Genomic DNA, 21,050 nt, shown 5'->3' with positions numbered 1-21,050 from the left:
CTTTTACTTTACAAAAAGGAGATTAAATGACTACAACAACAGCTATAAAAGCATTTGAACCGACTAAAATATTTACATATACAAACGGAATGTTAGATTCTTTAATGCCCGTTTTATATATAATTTTAGGGTTAGCATTGGCATTTATAATTTATAACTTAATAAAAAATAATTTTAGATAGGAGGAAATTATGGAAGAGCAGATTTTATTATACTTTATAATTGGTTTTCAAATAACGCAGCTTTTCGTACTAATTAGAGGGGCACAAAATGGAAATTAATTTAAATACTGTTGTAGCTGTTGTATCAGCGGTATATGTTACCTTTACATTATATTTCATACTTGAAAAATTCAAAATAAAGGATTGATGAAATGGATATAACAACACAATTTATATTTTACATGGCTGTTAGCCTATGTTTTGCAGACCTGGCATTTTATATCATACGAAAGTTCTTAAGATTCTCTGAATCAATGATTAATACGAAATTCAATTTTGGCAAAATAAAAGTGAAGGGAGATAATTAATGTTTATAGTAATCAACAACGATAATGTAACTATTAAAAAAAGTCTTAAGCTATTAAATAAAAAGCTAAAAACAGACTTTAAACACGAAGATTTCAAAAATCTTAATAATAACTACATTTTGAATATTGATAACAAAGACCTGGATTATAAGCATGATGTTTACGAACTTAACAAAGTTTTCGTAAATAAGCTATATAAAAAAGATAATTCAAACATTATAAATTATGCTTTCTTTGTTATCATGCTGCTACTTTTAGTTATTACTATGTCAAGTGTTTCTGGTATATCCGGAATGCTTACACAAGTAATAGAGCAGCTCCCAAAGGGGGCGATATAATGTCAAAAAGATTTCCATATAATATTGATGGAATATGTGCATTGACTGATGATGAATGTGATGTAGATACAGATACTGATACTTCATGTTTTGAATGTTCTACTTGCCAGGAAATTGAAACAAAAGGGGATGATTCAGAATGATTGATTTTGAAAAAGAATTTAATGAATTCATAACCAACTCAAACAGCAATGACCCTATATCGTCAATACATAGCTTGTTTCCTTCTTTATCTGATAATCAGATACAAATTTACTCACAAATAGAATACATGGCAAATAAGTACAATTCAACGCCTATAAAAGCATTTCTAAGTACTTATGTTAGGTATAAAAAAGCAAATAAGAATATGACTTTCTTTAATTCAATGAGTTTTAGAAAAACACTTGAAAGTTATTCACTTGCTGAACACCTGAAAGGGGTTAAGATAGCAAGTCAAAATATGCAAAGTGAGGAAAAATAACAATTAAATTTATTTATGACTAAAATGCTGTGCATTAGACAAACATTAAATAAATGGCTCAATGCCTGCACTGAAATTAATTAGTGATAATGTAGTGATTTGTAAAATGCTGTGCATTAGACAAACATTAAATAAATGGCTCAATGCCTGTAATGAAATTAATTAGTGATAATGTAGTGATTTGTAAATGAAAAATAACAATAAAATTTAAAATTTATGAATCGTAATATTAAAATATTCGTAATCAAAAATATGACTATTTAAATATTTGATTTACGAAAAACTTGGCCCGGGTTCCGGAGCTTAAAAGCGTAGCGTTTTTCCTTCGTAGCGAAGCGAAGAGGAAAATTTAAGCTCCAGGACCCGGAAACAATTTACCTATAAAAAAAAAACAAAAAAATCTTTTAGAGGTTAAAAAATGAGCGGTTCAATTAATTTAATAGCTGGTATGCAGAGAAGCGGAAAAACATTTCTAGCTGCATTAATTGCTACATATTATCAAAAAAAATACAATATCCCTGTTTATACAAACATGGATATTGAAGAATTTATTAAAATTAGTTATTTATCAGATATGCCTATTGATAAAGAACCAAAAGTTTTGCTGTTAGATGAATTACATTTCTATCTAAACAGCAGAAACTTTAAAACACAAGCTGATTTTATATACTTCCTTAATACAGTTTGTAAAAGAAATATACTATTTCTTGCAACATGTATACATCCGGATATGATAGATAAAAATCTACGTATCCAATTAAATTATTTTACACTCTGTAAAAGTGATAATAATAATTTACACTATAAAATATTTGATGTACAAAACCAAACAAATAAAGAAATACACTTTAGAAAAGAACCAGGACTTTTCGACTATACAAACTATGACACAACTGAAATTCCATTGACATTTCATTTTGACATAGATAAATACATCAAATTAAACGAAAACAAAAAATATTTCAACTAACAAAAAATACTATATATATATACAAAAATATAATATTAATAAATAATATTAAGGGTTACGAGGTTAGGCTCATGTGCGCTACAGCGAAAGAGGCGAAACTTAAAAAAAATAAATTGCCCTGCTGCAAGCGCAGCGAGCAGGGCAATTTTTATAACGACAATATTATTAACAATTTATTTATTTAATCGCCATAATTTCATTGTGGCGCACACGCGGGGCTAGTCTGATTGCATGGGTGGTATGCGTAAGGGAAAGTCAGTTCTTTTATGAAAGAGTAAATACTTTGTAGGTAGGGATGTAAAGGGAAAGGATACGGGTCAAAGAGTTCCCTTATTCATTAAGTTAGGAGTTTATATGATTGTACTTAGAAAAGGTTTAAATATAACTCAATTAAAAATTATAGCATTAATTTTTATGATCATAGACCATATATGTTTTTTCTTTCCTTTCTTAGATATACCTATTTGGTTTAGGTATATTGGTAGGCTGTCATTGCCAATATTTATATTTGCAATAACAGAAGGGTACTATTACACAAAAGATAAGAAAAAATATATAACCAGGCTTTTAATCAGTTCAATAATTATGTTTATTATAAACTATATTATTAACTTGATTATGCCACGTCCTGATGGCTTCATATTAAAAAATAATATATTTGCTACTTTGTTTTTTATAGTTTTCTATATTTATTGTATGGACAATATAAATTTAAATAGAAAAAATTTAAAATGTTTATTGTATTTATTAATGTTTCTTTTAACTTTACCAATAACATTTTTTATTGAAGCAGGTACTGTCTTTATATTTCTTGGTGTTTTTATGTACTATTCAAGAAATAAAAGATATTTGCAAATATTTATTTACTGCTGCTTTAGCATTTTATTTTTAAACAGCTATCAGATTTATATGATATTTGCAGCTCCATTATTTTATTTATATAATGGCCAGAAAGGAAAAGGATTAAAATATCTGTTTTACGTATTTTATCCGGTTCATATTTATATTTTTTACATAATTTCATATTTTATTTTGAAAGGGGTTAACTAATATGTCAAAAGAAACGATTCAAAATTACACAGAAAAAATTAAGGTTTATGAAAAAGACATAAAAGATAATTACATTAATATAGCTAGATGCTTAAATGAAATTAAGATTTATAATTATGTTTCAGGAACTGAATATAAAAATGTTTATGACTATGCTTTAAATGAATTTGGTTATGAGAAAACAAAAACAGTATATTTAATATCTGTTTATGAAAAATTTTTCGCTGATGAAGTCAGGCAGCATGTAGCATTTTCAAATTTGAAGTATGGTAAATATTCTATTACTCAATTAAGATACATGCAAAATTTTACAGATGAAAAATTAAATCAATGTGACCCTGATATGTCAGTCAGAAAAATAAAAGAAATAAATTGTAATTTGGTTACGCGCGTAACCAGCATTGACGTTGAAAAATCAGACATTTTAAAAAATCAAAATGTAATTACTGGTGTTTTCCCGGAGAAGAAAGAGGAAAAAACTATAATTGTTTCAGAGATGCCAAAGATGCAGGTTCAGGAAACAACAACAGTAATTACTGAAACATCAGTTACTCAACAAAATGATGATTTTGTGACATCTTCACCTGAAGATTTTTATATTAAAAAATTAACTGATTTACAGGAAGAAAATATAAAATTTCAAGTTAAAATTAAGAATTTTGAAAATAAAGTATCAGATTATGAATATCAAATTGAACAAAAAATTGATGTTATAAAAGAAAATTTTTCTGTTTTAAATTATGTTTATAATCAACTTTCTAATCTTAATATTAAAGCTACTGAAAATATTAAAGATGAAATTTATCATTATACTGCAGAAGGTAAGCTTCCAAATAAACTTAATTTCATACAAAATGTAATTTAGGGGGTTAATATGAAAAATAAAAGATTTATATTAATAGATCCTTCAGGTGAATATATCATTTATCCAAAACTTAAAGATGAAATTAGTCATCCTGACTCTTTAATTATTAATAATTATTTAATTGATAATTTAATTAATAATGTATCATCAATTGATTTATATGATTATGTAAATAAATTTCTAGATGATTACGATTGGATATTGAATAGAGATTTAATAATTAAGGAAATATGTTTAGAAGTATTTATTAGAAAACATGGATTGAATTTAACGTCGGGTACATAGTATTACCCGACGAGTGTCTCATATATGAGAATTTTTGATAAAAAACATCAAAATGATGAGGTGTTAAATTGATAGATACAGTAAGTTTTTTAACTCCAAAAATACCACAGTTATTTGTAGACAAAATAAAATTAAAGTTAAAATTATATAATTGTATTGATTGTGATACCGGAGAATTAATATATCAATTTTCAACCGGTTCAATAGCTGGTTCTTATGACAGCAGCATTAATATAAAAATTAATGTAGACAACTCAATAAAAATAACATGTTCATTACATAAAGTTATTCTTGGTTATAACATAGCTTATGGTTCAGACAATTTAATATTGTTAGCAAATTGTTTAAAAAAGATATTGTATAAAGCATTTGAGGTAAAGCTCCCTGATGTTATGACTTGGGAACTGATGCAAATAGATTATACTTTAACATTTAATCTTGGTAGCCAGGAGAATGTAGAAAGTTATGTGAATAGTTTAAAAAATGTAAGTTATTGCAGACGTGAAGCAAAGCATTATAATAATAATGGATTGCAATTATAAGGTGCAACAACAGTAGTAAAATTCTATAATAAGCAAAAAGAATTTATTGCACATGATTACAAAAAAATTAAAGATTTTGCTGGGCAAGAAAAAGCGGATGAACTTATTGATTTAGCACAAGGTCTTTTGAGAGTAGAAATTTCTATTCGTAGTCGTAAAATTAAACAGATTTTTACAAAAACTATTTATAGAAAACAAATGCAGAAGTTTTATAGAAAAGCTATTGAACAATACGGTCTCCAAAGCGATAATGTTCAATCTTTAGAACATATATTAACTAAAAATAAAGTAACACTAAAAGATTTTAATATTGAAAAAATAATTAAAATTTGGGAAAGTGAGGTCTTAAAAGTGTTGAAAGATAAAAATGATATTGTTCTGGTAAATAAAGATAATTTAGTATTAGAAAAATTAAGAGAAAATTTCAGTACTCGTAAAGTTAGTGCAGCATATACATTTTGGACATTGTTAAGTACCAGGGGCGAAGAATATGTTAAATCTTTATATAAGGCTGCTACATTTTATAGATTACGTAAAGATTTAATTAATTCCGGAATAAGCTGGAAGGATACAAATATATACGTAGAAACTAATCATAAAGTTATAGCATTTAATCCTTCTTTAAATTCTGAATTTCTTTATGACTTAAATAAGCCTAATTATGAATTTAAAGAAAAAGTATATAATTTGTTGAAGGTGATTTAATTGTTAGTACAAGATTTTTTAAACAACTGGGTTAGTACATACGGAAAGTATAATCTTAAAGTAACAACAAGTAATGAATACATCAGGCATATTAACCAATATGTTAATCCTAGAATTGGCCTGATAGAAATTGAAAATTTAAAGCCTTTGCAGTTGCAAAATTTATATTATGAATTGCTTGATTCCGGAAGGCAACGCGGAGATTTAACAAAGCCTTTAAATGCAAAAACTGTTTTACAAACTCATAGAATTTTACATAAAGCTTTTAAGAATGCTGTTCAATTAGAATTAATCAATAGTAATCCAGCTGATGCTGTGGACTTGCCTAAGAAGAAAAAATATAATTATAATATATTGCTTGGCCAGGATTTAAAAGATTTTATTGAATCTTTTAAAGGTACACATATTTATAATGGTGTTATGCTTGCTTTGCTCCTGGGACTTAGACGCGGTGAGCTTCTGGCCCTACAATATAAAGATATTAATTTAACTGAACATGATGTTATAATCAATAAATCTGTTGTTAATGGTAAAGGTTTTATTAAATTAGATACTACTAAAAATGATAGTAGCAATAGAATTATAGCTCTTTCAGATGATATGATGAAGTTTTTAAAAGTTATAAAAGATAATGCTCTTAATAATTCAGAAGAAAGTTTTATAATTCAAAATATACGCGGTGAAATGTACAATCCTGCTTCCTTCTCCAGGCTTTATACTTGGACCAGGGATAATAGGAATTTGCCAAAGGTTCGTTTCCATGATTTAAGACATATACATGCTACTATTCTTTATCAGAATGGAATAAAAGCTAAAGTAATCCAGGAGCGTTTAGGGCATAGTAATATTTCTACAACATTAGATATTTATACTCATCTTTTTAAAGAAGATCAAGTAGCTGCTGCTGAAATTATTTCAGACAAAATATTTTATTAGGAGGTATTTATATGGCAAATAAAGAAATACATGAATTAAAAATATTACCTGAATATTATGATTTGATTGAAAAGAAAATTAAAAATTTTGAAGTTAGATATAACGATAGAAATTTTAATATTGGTGATATTTTATATTTAGAAGAATTCAATTTAAATGGATATACTGGACGTAAATTAATTCGAGAAATTAAGTATATTTTAAATGATGATAATTATTGTAAAAAAGGTTTTGTAATTTTACAAATATAACACCAACGGATAATTTAAAGCATAATAAAAAAGAGACCTTAAAAAAGTCTCTTTTTCTTTGAAATTTGGTGCCGTAGAAGGGACTTGAACCCCCACGGTATTGCTACCAACGGATTTTGAGTCCGTCACGTCTGCCATTCCATCACTACGGCGCGACCACTTTGATATATTAGCATATTCCAAAACAAAATGCAAGCTTTTTTAAAAAGTTTTTTTAAATATCTCTTGGTAACTTTAATTATTTTTCTCCAGTATTCAAAATCACTATACAACAGTGTTTCGTCCTCTGTTTTTTGCTTCATACATGTTTTTGTCAGCACGCTTAATTAACTCTTCAAAGCTAATTTCTTCTGAGTCCATCGTGTAAACGCCCATACTTACAGTTATATTAATTTTATTGCCTTGAAATGTTATTTCTGTTTTTTCTATTCTTTTCCTTACAACCTCTGCTATCCTGTGCGCAGCTGCACTGTCAGCTCCAGGCAATGATATTAAAAATTCATCTCCACCATATCTGGCTGCCCAGTCAAAACCTTTTCTAATGGATGATTTCATTATTTTACTTATTTCCTTTAAAATCAAATCTCCTGCAATGTGTCCGTAAACATCATTAATCTGTTTAAAATAATCTAAATCCATTAAAATAATAGAAAGCATAGTTTTATTGGACAAAGCAAAGTTCATATCAATAGGCAACATCTCATTTAAGTGCCGTCGATTATAAACATTTGTCAATTCGTCTGTTATTGCTTTACTGTTTAAGTCATCAATTATTTCTTCGATTTCCGAAGCATTTTTTTCATAAATATTTGGAACAATATTTAATTTTGTTATATTTTTCAACATTTCCATTACATACTTTTTGTCATTAATTTTTACAGGGCTTGATGTAACTAAATAGATTTCTTCATTCCTGAATCTAACTTTCATAAATGTATTATTCTCATTCAACGCTCTGTAAGAAATACAATTTTCGCAAGACATTCCTTTTTGCCAAAAGTCATAACAATGTATTGAATTGTTAATTTCATTAGTTTCTTCATCGCTGATTATAATTTTACGAACCGGATCCACAATACGAATAAAATCGTAAAGTCCTTCAAAATTTGACATTACATCAATAACTTCTTGTGTACTTTTAAAACTCATCTAATTTTCCTCCATTGAAATGTTTGCTATTTCTCCAGTTTCCTCAAAATCATTCATGTCAACTTTTGATATTCTGTCAAATTTTTTCTCTATTTTATTAGATGTTATATTTATTTTATCTACGTCATCCGAAACTCTTTTTATATCTTTTGCAAGGGAGTCCCATCTATCTTTATACAATTTAAATTCTCTTCCTAATTTATTCAGTTCATCATGAATTATACCTGCATACTTTTCTCTTTCCATATTTCGAAGAACAACCTGTACTGTAGACAACACTGCCATCAGTGTTGTTGGTGATGCCATCCATACTTTTTTCTCACTGGCATAATCTATCAAATCCTGGTGATATGCATTTATTTCAGCAAATATTGCTTCCGCAGGTATAAATATCATAGCTTGTTCAGAGGTTTGTCCCTGTATTATGTATTTTGAGCAAATGTCATTTATATGCTTTTTAACATTTGTTTTAAAATCTCGTGCATACTGTTTTCTTTCAAAATCAGAATAATTTTTATCTATCATTCGCTGATAGTTTTCCAGTGGAAATTTTGAATCTATGCAAAGCATTCCCACAGGTTCTGGAATATGTAGGACTGCATCCGCTATTGTATCATTGGATAATTTTTTTTGCAACTCGAAAATTTTATCATTTTTGTCTCCAAATGCAACTGATAATATGTTGCTTAACTGCACTTCTCCAAAAGTACCTCTGCTCTTTTTGTCTGTAAGAACATCCTGCAAAGAAATAATATTTGTTGATAAGCTATCGATTTTCTTTTGCGCTTCATCTATTTTAGAAAGTCTTTCTAAAATATTGGCAAATGTTTTATTTGTTTTTTCAAACCCTTCGTTCAATCTTTCTTCTACACGCATATTTATTTTGTCAAGATTTGCACCTACTCTGTCAGTAAGAGATAAAAATTTTTCATTTAATGTTTTAGATGTATCAATGCTGAAGTTCATGAAGGATTCCGTCATTTTATTTGTGTTTTTTTCCATTTTCTCTACTGTTTCCAGTTTGTTCATAAGTATTTCTCTCAATTGCTTTTGTTCAGAATCTGATATTTTTTTAGAAACCTGATCTATTAAATTCAAATTATTTTGGCCTAAATTAATTTTAAGTTCAGATATAATATGTTCTTCTAGATTTTTTTTTGATGATTTCATTAATAGAACAAAATTGATTATTAATGATAATACAAGTAATATAATAATTAATGTATCCAAAAAATCACCCCCTAATCCATTCAATATTATAACATTTTCGAACATTTGTCCAATGAAATTTCAATAAAAAAAGACTAAAAAAGGACGATTTGAATCGTCCTCATTGTAAAATTAAATTATATTAAGTTATCTTTCACAAGAACTTCCGCTATTTGAACAGCATTAGTTGCAGCACCTTTACGTATCTGGTCTCCGCAGCACCACAAAACCAACGAATTATCCTGGCTTATATCTTTTCTTACTCTTCCAACATACACTAAATCTTGATCGGAAGTATCAAGAGGCATTGGATATTGTCTGTTTGCCAAATCATCAACTAATTTAACTCCATCTGCTTTTGCAAGCAACTCTTTTGCTTTTTCTACTGTTATTTCTTTTTCTGTTTCTATAGTAATTGACTCAGAATGACTTCTGTAAACCGGTACTCTTACACATGTGCAATTTACCTTCAAATCCGGATTATGGAATATTTTTCTTCCTTCATTCTGCATTTTCATTTCTTCCTGAGAGTATCCAACTTCATCGAAGTCGCCTATTTGTGGTATAACATTGTAAGCAATTTGGTATTGGAATGTTTTTACTTCAGCAGGATTTCCTTCGCTGATATTTGCAATTTGCTGATCCAGTTCTTTAATTCCGTTTACTCCTGCTCCTGAAACTGCCTGGAAAGTCGAAATAATCATCCTATTGATTTTTGAATATTTATTTAGTTCATTCAAAGCTGTCAAAGCTATTATTGTTGAACAATTTGGGTTGGCAATTATTCCTTTATGCTTTTTTACATCTTCTGCATTAACTTCCGGAACTACCAATGGCACATCATCATTCAATCTAAATGCAGAGCTATTGTCTATTACAACCGCTCCTGCTTTTACAGCTGCAGGAGAAAGTACTTCACTAACAAAATTTTCAGCAGCACATAAAACAACATCTATATTCTCAAAAGAATTTTCTGTTGCTTCTTCAATAACATACGTTTTTCCTTTGAATTCTACTTTTTCACCTGCGCTTCTTTTACTTGCCAAAAGTTTTAATTCATTGTACGGAAAATTTCTTTCGCCCATTACTTTTAACATTTCTTGTCCAACCGCTCCAGTTGCACCCAATATTGCTACATTATACTTTTTCATTTCTCTCCTCCAAATTAATATCTATTATATTATACGTTCATAATAAGTTTAAATATATAAAATTTATTATAACAATAAATTTTCTCTTGTCAAGCTTTTTGTTTTTAATTTTATTACATACGTTCCGTCATTGCGTACATTTTAAAAAAAAGGAGCGTATACGCTCCTTAGAATTATATTATACGCAGCGGTGCCGCTGCGTGCTACATTCAATTATTGATTCTCAAATTCTGCTTTTATTTTCCATATATTATTTTCTCTTACAGCTTGCCATTTTACATCATCTTTTTCAATTATTTCTGATGTTTCGCCATTTTTCAATTCTATTTTATAATCTAAATTAACTGTAGCTTTATTGTTACTGCTTGCATCCATTTCGTAATTATAAACTTTGTAGCTCAGCAATCTAATACTTGAAGCTTCCAGTGTTTCTGTAAACGCATCAAAGCTCTTTTGTCTGTCTTCAACCAAAGTCATTAAATACATATAGCTGTATCTGTCTTGCAGCATACCTGATAAATACTTATCCGCAGCATCCGCAGGTGATTTTTCGCTGTAGTCAAGCTCTCCTTTATCCACTGGATATACTGAATTCTTTTCGATTTCAGTTGGCATGAAAGCATATGGATCATAAACATTGCCTGGATTCCATATCATGTATTCATTTATTCCAAGTTCTTTTGCGGCAATTATTTGTGCTCTTACCTTGTCTGGCCCATACTCTAAGCCTGCCCAATCAAAATCCTGAATCCACGGTCTTATTGCAGGAGGATTTTCCATGGATGAATTTTTTTCTATTGCTTCTTTCATAGCACCCTTGACTACAAGGTATGGATTAGAATTTGGGTCTTCCAAGTTGTACCATCCTGTTGAATAATGACTTGGATAAACCATTGGAGCTAAATTATCCACATGTTCTCCCATGAGAATCCATGTCTGACCTATATCTTCAGGATAATCATCCCAAGTCCTTGTTATGATTCCAAATACGTCCGCTCCTAAATTAACCTCATAAGGAGCAAGTTCTTTATTTGCATACTCTAAAAATTCTGCAACCGCTTCATCTTTATCTCTTTCATTTCTTCCCGGAAATTCAGTTATGGGATTATATTTTTTTGCTCCATCCGGAAATCTTACATAGTCAAATTGTATTTCATCAAAACCTAACAATGCCGCTTCCTTAGCAATAGCAATATTGTAATCCCATACATATTTGTCAAAAGGATTAACCCATGGAATATTTCCGCTGTTCGGATCCAGCCATGTTCCACCTGATTTAAGCTGAATGGAATGCTCCTGATTTAAAGTTGCAAAATTCTTATCCTTAAATGCCACAATTCTTCCTATTGTATATACATCATAATCTTTCAAAACCTGAAGCATATTTTTAACATCTTTTATAGGAACAGATGTGTTTTCATTCATTTTTTTTACAATTTCAACATTGGTTTCATAAGTAATAAAACCATTGTCATCTTTTACATTTATAACAAGCCCATTAATTTCAGTTGCAGCTGCGAGACCAACAATTCGTTCAAATTTATTTGCTTTGCCTGCCTCAGCTAAAAGCGAATTAGCTTTTATACTGTCTTTATCAGCAAGTGCTTTTACATAAGCAGCGTATGCGTCTATATTTTCTTTGCTCAGTTCATCTCCGGCAGTATGTCCCGTCGAATACAATGCTTTAATTTCTAAGTTTTTCTTTTCTCGTTGTTGTTCTAATGGAACTAATGGAACATAAAACTCTCCTTTTTCTTCTTTTCGAAGCTTTTCTAATTCTTTTCTTTCAGCGATTTTTTTTTCAAGTTCTAGTTCTGCTTTTTCTTCTTCAGTAATTTCCTGTTCAGAAGGTATTACTTCAACTTCTGTCTGGTCAACGTTATCAGACGGAATTGGTGAATTAGCGTTAACAGTAGTATTGCATGCAGTTAATGCAGCCATTAAAAACAGTAATAAAATTGCATATTTTACATTTTTAAACATAAATCCTCCTAGTAATAATTTAAGTAAATGGAGGGTATACCTCCTATTAATATGTTTATAAAATCATATGCATATAATGCATTATTTAAATTTATTCTAACATAAATTTATTTGTTATTCAACAAACAATGTCTGTTCTTTCGGTATTTGACGCATGTAATATTTTACAGATTTGACAGATGAAAAATTATTCCTTGACTTTAATATTTGCAAAATATATAATTCTTTTATCAAAACAAAGGAGGCAATTATGCTTACTGCAATAGTTGGAATCAATTGGGGAGACGAAGGAAAAGGCAGAATGGTTGATTTATTAGCTTCTGACTACGATGTCGTATGCCGCTATCAAGGCGGAAACAACGCTGGTCATACCGTTATTAATGAATCAGGTAAATTTGTACTTAATCTTCTGCCTTCAGGTATCTTAAGATCTGAAGTAGTAAATATTATGGGCAATGGAATGGTCATTGACATAGAGCATCTTAATAAAGAATTAACTAATTTAAGAAAAGCCGGTATTAAAATCACACCGGAAAATTTAAAAATAAGTGATAAAGCTATCATTTGTCTTCCATATCATGTAAAACAAGATATCTTGGAAGAAGAACGTTTAAAAGATATGAAATTTGGCTCTACAAGAAGAGGCATAGCTCCAGTGTACGGTGATAAATATTTGAAAAAAGGTATACGTATGGGCGATTTATTAAACAAAAAAGCTCTTAAAAACAGGTTGGACCAAGTTGTTACATGGAAAAATCTCATGATTGCCGGCGGTTATAAATCAGTAGAATTTAATCCAAATGATATGTATGACTGGCTGATAAAATATTCTGAAGAACTTACAGATTACATATGTGATGTTGGAGTATATCTTAATGATGCTGTTAAATCAAACAAGAGAATAATGTTTGAAGCACAGTTGGGAGCACTTCGTGACATAGATTTTGGAATATATCCTTACACATCATCATCATCTACAATTGCTGCTTATGCACCTATAGGTTCAGGTATACCCGGAAAAAAACTTGACAATACGATTGGTATAATGAAAGCTTATTCTTCGTGTGTCGGAGAAGGACCTTTTACTTGCGAAATGTCTGGAGATGAAGCAAAAGCATTAAGAGAAGCAGGCGGAGAATATGGTGCTGCTACCGGACGTCCAAGAAGGGTTGGACCGTTTGATATTGTAGCATCAAAATATGGTGTAAGTGTTCAAGGCGCTGATGAATTAGCATTGACTAAAATGGACGTTCTGTCATATTTAGATAAAGTTCCTGTTGTTACAGCATATGATGTTAACGGAACAATTACAAAAGAATTCCCAATGGGAGAAGATTTAAATAATGCTAAACCTATAATCGAATATTTAGATGGATGGAAATGTGATATAGGTAAATGTAGAAAAGAATCAGACTTGCCAAAGGAAGCTCTTGACTATGTTAAATTTTTAGAGAAACAAGTTGGCTGCCACATTAAATATGTTTCTGTGGGTGCTGAAAGAGAAGATTATCTTGTAATGAATAAATAATGAACATTAAGAAATTAAGAAAAGGATTTGTGCAAAGCACAAATCCTTTTCTTAATTTCGTTTAATTTTTGGTCTTATTGTATTCATATAATAATTTATGAACATTGTAAATGCATAGTCATAAATTATAAACATAACTTGTGCTGCAAGTATCATCCACCAATATAGCTTTAATGAAATAAACAAATTCACTGTGAAATACATTGCAATCAATGACAAATTAAAAAATATATATTTTGCTGCAAGTGCAGTTTTATTATTGAGTTTTATTTCTATAAAATGTTTTATCAAGCTGTATAGTCCAAAAAATATTATATATGTAAAAATTTCAACTTTGTTGAAAGATAAAAAGAATCCAAGAATACAGGAAGCTAAATAAAAAACAGTTCCGCTCTTTCCTCCGAATTCCACAACAACAACACCTACAATCAAAGCCGCCACAGCAAAAAGAAAAATTGTGTTAGTTTCAACTATTGATGAAAGTATTATGAATAATTGATTTAATCCTAAAAGCACACCTAAATAGGCCATTTCCTTGCTTTTTAACAGCATGAAATCAAATCTCCTCCCAAGCATTCACACAGGCAGTCTGCACATATAAGATTAGTACAGCAATCTAAAGAGTTTGCAGTTCCTCCACCATAATTATATGCTCTTCTCTGATATGAATTCTGCATATTTGAAATTTGGCTTAAAAAACTTCTGAATTCCATATTGCTTGGCTCCATGGTTACAGCACGCTGAACATACTGCACACCTTGACCAATTGAACCTAAATTCACATAGCATACGCCAACTAAATAATTCCATTCAGCATTTCTGACAGTTGTACTGTTAAGTGATCTTAAGGCATCTTGAAATCTTCCATTAATAATTTGCTGCCTAATAGTGTTCAAGCTGCTTCCCGAAGTATTTTCATACGAACTGTTGTTTTCATAGCTGTAATTTGAGCTTGATGCCGTTTTGTTCATTATTTCATCATATGCCCACTGAATTTCTTTGAACTTTTCTTCTGCTAAATCCTGAAGAGGGTTATTTTCATTCATATCAGGGTGATATTTTTTTGCAAGCTTTCTGTAGGCACTTTTTACTTCATCCTTAGATGCCCCCCTTTTCAAGCCTAGCACTTCATATGGGTCTTTCATTTGTTTATCTCCTTCTTATTCTCTATATTCGCTTTATTTAGTTTATTCAACATTCCTGAGTATATTATATTATCTATTATTGCTTTATCCTGCACCAACGGAAGTTTTTCGATTTCTTCACTCAAAAATGACAAATTGAGCATTAAAAGTTCTTTCGCATATGCTTGTTTATTTTCAACATCTAAATTATTAAATGGATTGTACGATTTATTTTCTTCGTCCTTTTTCATATCCTCATAGGCATCAAGAAAATAAATGTATTTACCTAAAAAAAATCCTGTTTTTCTAAGATTTTTCTCCCACTCGTCTTTTTTGTATAATATAACTTCTTCCATCAAATGACCAAATTCATTTGAAACTGCATCTAAGTCCTGAGAATTGTTTTTTTCAAGCAAAGATATATTATCTAGTCTTTTCTTTATTATTTTGGATTTTTCCGGAAGTTTCAAATTTGATTTTTTAAATTCCTGCTGCAGCGCTTTAGATATTGCAAGCGATTTATAGTCTTTATCATCTAGCCAATTATCAATCATATTGTAATATGACAACATTATGTTAATTGAAGCAGCGTATTCAGTTATTTCATTTTGTATAATAAGTTGTTTTTTGCTTGGATGAGCAATGCATCTTTCATTATATAATTTATTTGCAGGTTCATAAAGAGAACTTAGCAGCAATATAAGAAATGTCATGTCATAATTTAATGTAAACCTGGATTTGTTGCTATATTGCGTTTTCAAACATTTGCACAATCCGCAATAGTATCCCTTATAGCTGTAATATTCCTTGAATTTTAATTCCATTTTATTTATTGTAACGTATCCAAACACATATTTCACTCATTTCATAATTTACTCTAATAATTGTAACAATAATCTTTTGTTTTATCAATACAAATTTATTAATCCCGGCCAACTCTTAGAAGTTTCAACACATTCTCAACTTGAAGCTTTACACCGATTTCCAAACATGATTCATCTAATTTAAACATGCTTGAATGAATTGGGTAAACAGCATCAATTTCTTCATTTCTGCAACCTAGGTTAAAAAAGCATGCTTTCGAATGTTCGCAAAAATACGAAAAATCCTCCGTGCCCATACTTGGAAATTGACTTATTACAACATTTTCTTTTCCTAATATTTTTTCAGCTGTTTCTCTTACAACATTAACAGTTTCATCATTATTTATCAAAGCTTTGTAGCTCTCTCTAAAATAAAGTCTTCCTTCTCCTCCAAATGCTTTTGGCACATTTTCAACTATTTCTGCAATCCTTTTTTTCATGAAGTCTCTTGTATCTTGATCCAACGTTCTTAATATTCCAGTCATTTCAACTTCATCGGGTATAATGTTTCCTTTTGTTCCCCCATGAATGCTTCCTATTGTTAAAACAGCTGAATTTAATGGCGATAAGTTTCTGCTCACAAGAGATTGAAGTGACAACACTAAATTAGATGCTATAATTAACGGATCAACGCCATCATTAGGATGCGCACCATGTGTGGATTTTCCTATTGCTTTTATAATTATTTCATCAGATGAAGCCATCATTTTTCCATATTTCAATCTTACAAACCCTGTTTTTATTGTTGGATCCACATGCAGTCCTAATACATAATCAACATCAGGATTTTTCAAACATCCTTCGTTAATCATTCTTTCTGCTCCTCCTGTAGTTTCTTCAGCAGGCTGAAAGAAAAACTTAACATCACCACTTAACTGTGATTCCATTGATTTAATTATTTTAGCTGTTCCCAAAGCAATAGTTGTGTGAGCATCATGGCCGCAGGCATGCATCACACCATCATTAGCTGATTTAAACTCTACATTTGTTTCTTCTTTTATGGGTAGCGCATCCATATCCGCTCTCACAGCGATACAGGGGGACGTTTCATATGTCTTTTTTTTGTTTTTTCCGCGAACTATTGCTACAACACCAGTGTCTGCTACGCAATTTTCATATTCAATTCCCCACAAATCCAAATATTCGCATATTTTATTCATGGTTCTGTGCTCAGAACCGCCTAGTTCAGGATTTTTGTGAAAGTCGCGTCTTATATTTATTAACTCACTATTTAAAATATCATACATAATTATAAACCTCTTTTATTAAAATTATCTTTATTATATTTTATTTTCTTTCTATTTACAACAACCACTTAAGAAAATAAATATCGGCTGCATTGCAGCCGATATTCTTTAACATTCTCTAAATGATAGTTATATACTATTCAAAGGAAATTTCACAGTGATTTCTGTTCCTTCATCTTCCTTACTTTTAATTTCTATAATACCTTCATACAATTCAGCTATATGTTTTACAATTGAAAGTCCAAGACCGGTACCCCCTGTTTCCTTTGACCTGCTTTTATCAACCCTGTAAAAGCGTTCAAAAACCCGATCCTGATGTTCTTCAGAAATACCCGTTCCATTATCTTTAACAACAATATTAATGTAATCTTCTTTTTTGAAAATATTTAAATGAACATAACCATTATTTTTATTGTACTTAATACCGTTATCAACTAAATTATATAACAGCTCGCTTAAATAATTTTTATTTGCATTCATGAAAATACTGTCTGCCTGTATCTTTATATTTACATTTCTGTCATATGCTTTTTGCTGAAGCAAAGAAATTACTTCGTTTCCTACTTCTTTTAAATTAACCATGCTGTTATCATCTGCATCAATACGTTCTTCTATTCTTGACAATCTCATTATATCTTCTATTAAAGAAATAAGCCTCAATCCTTCATTATTTATCATGCCGCAGTACTTTTTTATACTATTTATGTCAGTAATTAAGCCCTCTTTAATCATTTCAGCAAAACCAATCATTGTAGTCAGAGGAGTTTTCAATTCGTGAGATACATTTGCGGAAAATTCACTTCTCATGATTTCAGCATTTTTTTGAATTGTAATATCCTCAATAAGAATCAACAATCCTGTAACCAACAAATTATTCTGCTCTTTTACAGGGCTGAAATAATATCTGTAATGGTTTCTATTTGTATCCATATCATAAGTCAAGTGTTTATTTTCTTTAATTGCAATATCGATATTGTTTAAAATATCAGCATTTCTCGTAAGCTCAATAATGTTTTTACTTACTTGCAAATTGAATTTATCATTTTTTATCATTCTTATACCACTGGTATTTATAGAAAGGATGTTCTTATCTTTATTAATTAGAATGAACCCTTCTTTCATATTTTCTGTAATAATACCGATTGTATCTCTTTCGTATTTGAGTTCATCAATGTATTCATTTATTCTAATTTTTTGTTCTTTAATTTTGTATGACAGCGGTTGAAATTCATCATAAATTCTAATTTCAGTTTTTTTGCTACCCTCTAACATATCATCAAGTGACTTGGTCATTTCATTGATAGGTTTCAATAAACCCTTTGTAAACGAATTTGCAGCAAAATACCCAATTAAAAGCAATACAAGAAAAAGAATTGCAAGCATAGGAAGTATGCCGGCGAACACTGAATTAACGCTGTCAATTTCCCTTGATAATCTGAGCACTTCATTATCATTTAACTTTACAGCATAATAAAACATATCAGATGAAACAGTATCCGAATATCTGGTATTTTCTCCATAACCCTTTTTAAACGCTTCCGCAATCTCTGGCCTATCCTTGTGATTTTCCAGCGTTTCATTGCCTGCCCAGTTATCGTAAATAACAGCGCCGCTTTTTTCAATAATTGTAAATCGCATGTTGTAATCGACAGTTCTTAAGATATTATTAACAGATAACTGTATGGAATTATTGTCATTCCAATATTGAGGATCCGCTGATAATTCAGTTATTGTCTTCAGCTGTTCCTTCGCATCATCAACATAAAATTTATAATAAATAGCAGAAGTAAGCATGCATGCTGCTGCAGATGTAATTATTGAAATAAGCATTATTATTAAAAATAATCTTTTTTTCATACATCAATATGCTCCTCTAATTTATATCCTGCACTCCTTACAGTCGTAATGAAATTAGGACATCCCGCCATATCAAGTTTCTGTCTTATAGTTTTTATATGCATATCCACAGTCCTTGTTTCTCCTTCATAATCATAACCCCATATCTCCTGCAGTATTTTATCCCTGGACAACACTATGCCCTTATTCAGCATTAAATAGTTCAAAAGCTCAAATTCTTTATAGGTCAATACTACTAAATTTCCATTGTAGCATAGGGTTCGTTTATTGTAATCCAAAACAAGTCCATTATGTTCCGTAATTTTTTCTTCAACATTTTTGGATGAGCGTCTTAAGACAGCTTTGACCCTCGCAAGAAGTTCAAGCACTCCAAATGGTTTTGTAATAAAATCGTCCGCTCCTGATTCTAAGCCTTTGACTTTATCAAGTTCCATAGATTTTGCAGTTAAAATTATAACTGGAATATTTTTATAATTTGTGTCTTTTTTCAGTTCTTTCAAAATGGTCATTCCATCCGTCTTGGGCAACATTAAGTCCAAAAGAATCAAATCAGGTATTTTCTTTTTAATTTCAGCATAAAAACTTTGAGATTCTTCAAATCCTGCAACTTCAAAATCTGCAGTACTAAGTGCCAGTGTTATTAGCTCTCTGATTCCTGTATCATCTTCAATACAATAAATTAGCTTCATATCTTCTCCTGATTCTGCTTATGTTCTCCTGTTATGGAAAATATAACCCACTCTGCTATATTTTCTGCATGATCACCTATTCTTTCAAAATATTTTGCTATCATAAGGAGGTCTATTGCCTGTTCACCATTATTAGTATTTTCTTGTATTTTTTCAATTAATTCTTCTTTTACAATTTGAAACAGATTATCAACAATATCATCATCAGCACAAACTTCTTCTGCCAATTTTAAATCTTTGTTGACAAATGCATCTACACTTCTTGTAACCATACTGATGGTTGCCTTAGCCATTTGAGGAATATGCACAAGATCTTTAATAAATTTTTCCTTAACCAAGAACCTGGCTATTTCTGCTATATCCTCTGCATTGTCTCCTATTCTTTCCATATCAGTTATCATTTTTAGAGCAGTGCTGATAATTCTTAAATCCGATGCTACAGGCTGCTGCTGCAATAAAAGCTTAAGGCAGTGACTTTCAATGGTTTTTTCCATATCATCAATTTCAATTTCCAGTTCATTTACTTTTTTTACCAAAGTCAGATCTTGATTAATTAAAGCTTTTGAACTTAATTCAATAGAACTTTCTATCATGCTGCCCATTTTAATGAGTTCCAGATTTAATTTTTCAAGCTCATTGTCGAATTTATTTCTCATTGTTACCTCCATATAATTTTAGCCGAATCTTCCGGTTATATAATCTTCTGTTTTCTTATTTTTTGGCATTGAGAACAACTTTTCTGTTTCATTAAATTCAACAACTTCTCCATGAAGGAAAAATGCTGTTTTATCAGAAACTCTTGTGGCCTGCTGCATATTGTGAGTTACAATTATAATTGTATAATCATTTTTAATTTCAACTAACAAATCTTCTATTTTCATAGTTGATATAGGATCAAGGGCAGATGTTGGTTCATCAAGCAAAATTACTTCAGGATTAACAGAAAATGCTCTTGCTATACACAACCTTTGTTGCTGTCCTCCTGACAATCCCAAAGCACTTTTTTTTAATCTGTCTTTCACCTCGTCCCACATAGCAGCTGCACGAAGGCTTTGTTCAACAATTTCATCTAATTCAGATTTTTGTTTAACTCCATGAGTTTTTGGGCCATATGCCACATTTTCATAAATGCTCATTGGAAATGGATTTGGTTTTTGAAATACCATTCCAACTCTTTTTCTCAGTATAGTGGCGTCCATGCTCTTGTATATATCCACATCATCAAGTAAAATTTTACCTGTTATTTTAACTCCTTCAACTAGGTCATTCATCCTGTTCAAGGATTTAAGAAGAGTTGATTTTCCGCAGCCTGACGG

Annotated in this window: 25 protein-coding genes and 1 tRNA gene; 13 read left to right on the top strand and 13 right to left on the bottom strand. The window is 30.3% G+C overall.

Annotated elements, in window-relative coordinates; translation table 11 throughout:
* The first annotated feature begins 26 nt into the window (after positions 1 to 26).
* The 12 genes from SA378_RS11245 (at position 27) to SA378_RS11190 (ending at position 6,934) form a co-directional block, all read left to right on the top strand.
* On the top strand, positions 27 to 182 hold the full coding sequence (locus SA378_RS11245) for a hypothetical protein (protein WP_318526073.1): 156 nt from the start codon (positions 27 to 29) through the stop codon (positions 180 to 182).
* 346 nt (positions 183 to 528) lie between these two features.
* Positions 529 to 867: a hypothetical protein gene (locus SA378_RS11240; RefSeq protein WP_318526072.1), complete on the top strand. Its 339-nt coding sequence runs from the start codon at positions 529 to 531 to the stop codon at positions 865 to 867.
* Positions 867 to 1,010, top strand: a complete 144-nt coding sequence (locus SA378_RS11235) for a hypothetical protein (RefSeq protein ID WP_318526071.1) — start codon at positions 867 to 869, stop codon at positions 1,008 to 1,010. The genes SA378_RS11240 and SA378_RS11235 overlap by 1 nt, the downstream gene beginning before the upstream one ends.
* Complete coding sequence (locus SA378_RS11230) at positions 1,007 to 1,330, top strand: hypothetical protein (protein WP_318526070.1); 324 nt, start codon at positions 1,007 to 1,009, stop codon at positions 1,328 to 1,330. Before SA378_RS11235 ends, SA378_RS11230 begins: the two co-directional genes overlap by 4 nt.
* Before the next feature lie 418 nt (positions 1,331 to 1,748).
* Complete coding sequence (locus SA378_RS11225; protein ID WP_318526069.1) at positions 1,749 to 2,300, top strand: AAA family ATPase; 552 nt, start codon at positions 1,749 to 1,751, stop codon at positions 2,298 to 2,300.
* A gap of 354 nt (positions 2,301 to 2,654) precedes the next feature.
* Positions 2,655 to 3,350: a TraX family protein gene (locus SA378_RS11220; protein WP_318526068.1), complete on the top strand. Its 696-nt coding sequence runs from the start codon at positions 2,655 to 2,657 to the stop codon at positions 3,348 to 3,350.
* Position 3,351: 1 nt separating this feature from the next.
* Positions 3,352 to 4,215: a hypothetical protein gene (locus SA378_RS11215; protein ID WP_318526067.1), complete on the top strand. Its 864-nt coding sequence runs from the start codon at positions 3,352 to 3,354 to the stop codon at positions 4,213 to 4,215.
* 9 nt (positions 4,216 to 4,224) lie between these two features.
* The gene (locus tag SA378_RS11210) at positions 4,225 to 4,500 is read left to right on the top strand and encodes a hypothetical protein (protein ID WP_318526066.1); all 276 of its coding nucleotides are present in this window, start codon (positions 4,225 to 4,227) and stop codon (positions 4,498 to 4,500) included.
* 68 nt (positions 4,501 to 4,568) lie between these two features.
* Positions 4,569 to 5,042 (top strand): phage/plasmid replication protein, encoded by a 474-nt coding sequence (locus tag SA378_RS11205; RefSeq protein ID WP_318526065.1) that lies wholly within the window; start codon positions 4,569 to 4,571, stop codon positions 5,040 to 5,042.
* A gap of 126 nt (positions 5,043 to 5,168) precedes the next feature.
* Positions 5,169 to 5,747 carry a hypothetical protein gene (locus SA378_RS11200; RefSeq protein ID WP_318526064.1) on the top strand — a complete coding sequence of 193 codons (579 nt, stop codon included), beginning with the start codon at positions 5,169 to 5,171 and terminating at the stop codon, positions 5,745 to 5,747.
* Positions 5,748 to 6,683, top strand: coding sequence for a tyrosine-type recombinase/integrase (locus SA378_RS11195; RefSeq protein WP_318526063.1), 936 nt, complete (start codon positions 5,748 to 5,750; stop codon positions 6,681 to 6,683).
* Between the two features lie 11 nt (positions 6,684 to 6,694).
* Positions 6,695 to 6,934 carry a DUF3850 domain-containing protein gene (locus SA378_RS11190; protein WP_318526062.1) on the top strand — a complete coding sequence of 80 codons (240 nt, stop codon included), beginning with the start codon at positions 6,695 to 6,697 and terminating at the stop codon, positions 6,932 to 6,934.
* A 66-nt stretch (positions 6,935 to 7,000) separates the two neighbouring features.
* Here the strand turns inward: SA378_RS11190 and SA378_RS11185 are convergent.
* The 5 genes from SA378_RS11185 to SA378_RS11165 all read right to left on the bottom strand — a co-directional run bounded on the left by SA378_RS11185 (position 7,001) and on the right by SA378_RS11165 (position 12,426).
* Positions 7,001 to 7,086 (bottom strand) — tRNA-Leu (locus SA378_RS11185).
* Positions 7,087 to 7,198: 112 nt separating this feature from the next.
* A complete protein-coding gene (locus tag SA378_RS11180) occupies positions 7,199 to 8,083 on the bottom strand; it encodes a GGDEF domain-containing protein (RefSeq protein WP_318526061.1) in 885 nt (294 codons plus the stop codon).
* Positions 8,084 to 9,313 carry a DNA recombination protein RmuC gene (locus SA378_RS11175; protein WP_318526060.1) on the bottom strand — a complete coding sequence of 410 codons (1,230 nt, stop codon included), beginning with the start codon at positions 9,311 to 9,313 and terminating at the stop codon, positions 8,084 to 8,086.
* A 116-nt stretch (positions 9,314 to 9,429) separates the two neighbouring features.
* Complete coding sequence (locus SA378_RS11170; RefSeq protein WP_318526059.1) at positions 9,430 to 10,443, bottom strand: aspartate-semialdehyde dehydrogenase; 1,014 nt, start codon at positions 10,441 to 10,443, stop codon at positions 9,430 to 9,432.
* Positions 10,444 to 10,656: 213 nt separating this feature from the next.
* Positions 10,657 to 12,426 carry a putative glycoside hydrolase gene (locus tag SA378_RS11165; RefSeq protein ID WP_318526058.1) on the bottom strand — a complete coding sequence of 590 codons (1,770 nt, stop codon included), beginning with the start codon at positions 12,424 to 12,426 and terminating at the stop codon, positions 10,657 to 10,659.
* 250 nt (positions 12,427 to 12,676) lie between these two features.
* Between SA378_RS11165 and SA378_RS11160 the strand changes: the two genes are divergently transcribed.
* Positions 12,677 to 13,954 (top strand): adenylosuccinate synthase, encoded by a 1,278-nt coding sequence (locus SA378_RS11160; protein ID WP_318526057.1) that lies wholly within the window; start codon positions 12,677 to 12,679, stop codon positions 13,952 to 13,954.
* 51 nt (positions 13,955 to 14,005) lie between these two features.
* Here SA378_RS11160 and SA378_RS11155 read toward each other — a convergent pair whose 3' ends face one another.
* From SA378_RS11155 to pstB, 8 genes are all read right to left on the bottom strand, one after another.
* Complete coding sequence (locus tag SA378_RS11155; RefSeq protein WP_318526056.1) at positions 14,006 to 14,506, bottom strand: hypothetical protein; 501 nt, start codon at positions 14,504 to 14,506, stop codon at positions 14,006 to 14,008.
* Positions 14,497 to 15,099 carry a J domain-containing protein gene (locus SA378_RS11150; RefSeq protein ID WP_318526055.1) on the bottom strand — a complete coding sequence of 201 codons (603 nt, stop codon included), beginning with the start codon at positions 15,097 to 15,099 and terminating at the stop codon, positions 14,497 to 14,499. Before SA378_RS11150 ends, SA378_RS11155 begins: the two co-directional genes overlap by 10 nt.
* On the bottom strand, positions 15,096 to 15,929 hold the full coding sequence (locus SA378_RS11145) for a DUF5685 family protein (protein WP_318526054.1): 834 nt from the start codon (positions 15,927 to 15,929) through the stop codon (positions 15,096 to 15,098). The genes SA378_RS11150 and SA378_RS11145 overlap by 4 nt, the downstream gene beginning before the upstream one ends.
* 71 nt (positions 15,930 to 16,000) lie before the next feature.
* Positions 16,001 to 17,188: a M20 family metallopeptidase gene (locus tag SA378_RS11140; protein ID WP_318526053.1), complete on the bottom strand. Its 1,188-nt coding sequence runs from the start codon at positions 17,186 to 17,188 to the stop codon at positions 16,001 to 16,003.
* A 129-nt stretch (positions 17,189 to 17,317) separates the two neighbouring features.
* Positions 17,318 to 19,045, bottom strand: a complete 1,728-nt coding sequence (locus SA378_RS11135; RefSeq protein WP_318526052.1) for an ATP-binding protein — start codon at positions 19,043 to 19,045, stop codon at positions 17,318 to 17,320.
* Positions 19,042 to 19,734 (bottom strand): response regulator transcription factor, encoded by a 693-nt coding sequence (locus tag SA378_RS11130; RefSeq protein WP_318526051.1) that lies wholly within the window; start codon positions 19,732 to 19,734, stop codon positions 19,042 to 19,044. The genes SA378_RS11135 and SA378_RS11130 overlap by 4 nt, the downstream gene beginning before the upstream one ends.
* Positions 19,731 to 20,390 carry a phosphate signaling complex protein PhoU gene (gene phoU / locus SA378_RS11125; RefSeq protein ID WP_318526050.1) on the bottom strand — a complete coding sequence of 220 codons (660 nt, stop codon included), beginning with the start codon at positions 20,388 to 20,390 and terminating at the stop codon, positions 19,731 to 19,733. Before phoU ends, SA378_RS11130 begins: the two co-directional genes overlap by 4 nt.
* A gap of 18 nt (positions 20,391 to 20,408) precedes the next feature.
* Positions 20,409 to 21,050: phosphate ABC transporter ATP-binding protein PstB (gene pstB, locus SA378_RS11120; protein WP_318526049.1), on the bottom strand; the 642-nt coding region annotated here is incomplete at its 5' end.

The sequence above is a fragment of the Sedimentibacter sp. genome (genome assembly GCF_033447055.1).
Taxonomy (GTDB): domain Bacteria; phylum Bacillota; class Clostridia; order Tissierellales; family Sedimentibacteraceae; genus Sedimentibacter.
Note: the sequence above shows the minus strand (reverse complement) of the source record. Positions and strands in the feature narration are given on the sequence as shown.

What these genes read in the sequence shown, in the direction of transcription:
- SA378_RS11160 (WP_318526057.1), top strand. Translation starts at nt 12,677, where the DNA reads ATGCTTACTGCAATAGTTGGAATCAATTGGGGAGACGAAGGAAAAGGC.
- SA378_RS11220 (WP_318526068.1), top strand. Translation starts at nt 2,655, where the DNA reads ATGATTGTACTTAGAAAAGGTTTAAATATAACTCAATTAAAAATTATA.
- SA378_RS11155 (WP_318526056.1), bottom strand. Translation starts at nt 14,506, where the DNA reads ATGCTGTTAAAAAGCAAGGAAATGGCCTATTTAGGTGTGCTTTTAGGA.
- SA378_RS11245 (WP_318526073.1), top strand. Translation starts at nt 27, where the DNA reads ATGACTACAACAACAGCTATAAAAGCATTTGAACCGACTAAAATATTT.
- SA378_RS11180 (WP_318526061.1), bottom strand. Translation starts at nt 8,083, where the DNA reads ATGAGTTTTAAAAGTACACAAGAAGTTATTGATGTAATGTCAAATTTT.
- SA378_RS11165 (WP_318526058.1), bottom strand. Translation starts at nt 12,426, where the DNA reads ATGTTTAAAAATGTAAAATATGCAATTTTATTACTGTTTTTAATGGCT.
- SA378_RS11225 (WP_318526069.1), top strand. Translation starts at nt 1,749, where the DNA reads ATGAGCGGTTCAATTAATTTAATAGCTGGTATGCAGAGAAGCGGAAAA.
- SA378_RS11130 (WP_318526051.1), bottom strand. Translation starts at nt 19,734, where the DNA reads ATGAAGCTAATTTATTGTATTGAAGATGATACAGGAATCAGAGAGCTA.
- SA378_RS11190 (WP_318526062.1), top strand. Translation starts at nt 6,695, where the DNA reads ATGGCAAATAAAGAAATACATGAATTAAAAATATTACCTGAATATTAT.
- SA378_RS11170 (WP_318526059.1), bottom strand. Translation starts at nt 10,443, where the DNA reads ATGAAAAAGTATAATGTAGCAATATTGGGTGCAACTGGAGCGGTTGGA.
- SA378_RS11150 (WP_318526055.1), bottom strand. Translation starts at nt 15,099, where the DNA reads ATGAAAGACCCATATGAAGTGCTAGGCTTGAAAAGGGGGGCATCTAAG.
- phoU (WP_318526050.1), bottom strand. Translation starts at nt 20,390, where the DNA reads ATGAGAAATAAATTCGACAATGAGCTTGAAAAATTAAATCTGGAACTC.
- SA378_RS11240 (WP_318526072.1), top strand. Translation starts at nt 529, where the DNA reads ATGTTTATAGTAATCAACAACGATAATGTAACTATTAAAAAAAGTCTT.
- SA378_RS11230 (WP_318526070.1), top strand. Translation starts at nt 1,007, where the DNA reads ATGATTGATTTTGAAAAAGAATTTAATGAATTCATAACCAACTCAAAC.
- SA378_RS11235 (WP_318526071.1), top strand. Translation starts at nt 867, where the DNA reads ATGTCAAAAAGATTTCCATATAATATTGATGGAATATGTGCATTGACT.
- SA378_RS11140 (WP_318526053.1), bottom strand. Translation starts at nt 17,188, where the DNA reads ATGTATGATATTTTAAATAGTGAGTTAATAAATATAAGACGCGACTTT.
- SA378_RS11210 (WP_318526066.1), top strand. Translation starts at nt 4,225, where the DNA reads ATGAAAAATAAAAGATTTATATTAATAGATCCTTCAGGTGAATATATC.
- SA378_RS11215 (WP_318526067.1), top strand. Translation starts at nt 3,352, where the DNA reads ATGTCAAAAGAAACGATTCAAAATTACACAGAAAAAATTAAGGTTTAT.
- SA378_RS11135 (WP_318526052.1), bottom strand. Translation starts at nt 19,045, where the DNA reads ATGAAAAAAAGATTATTTTTAATAATAATGCTTATTTCAATAATTACA.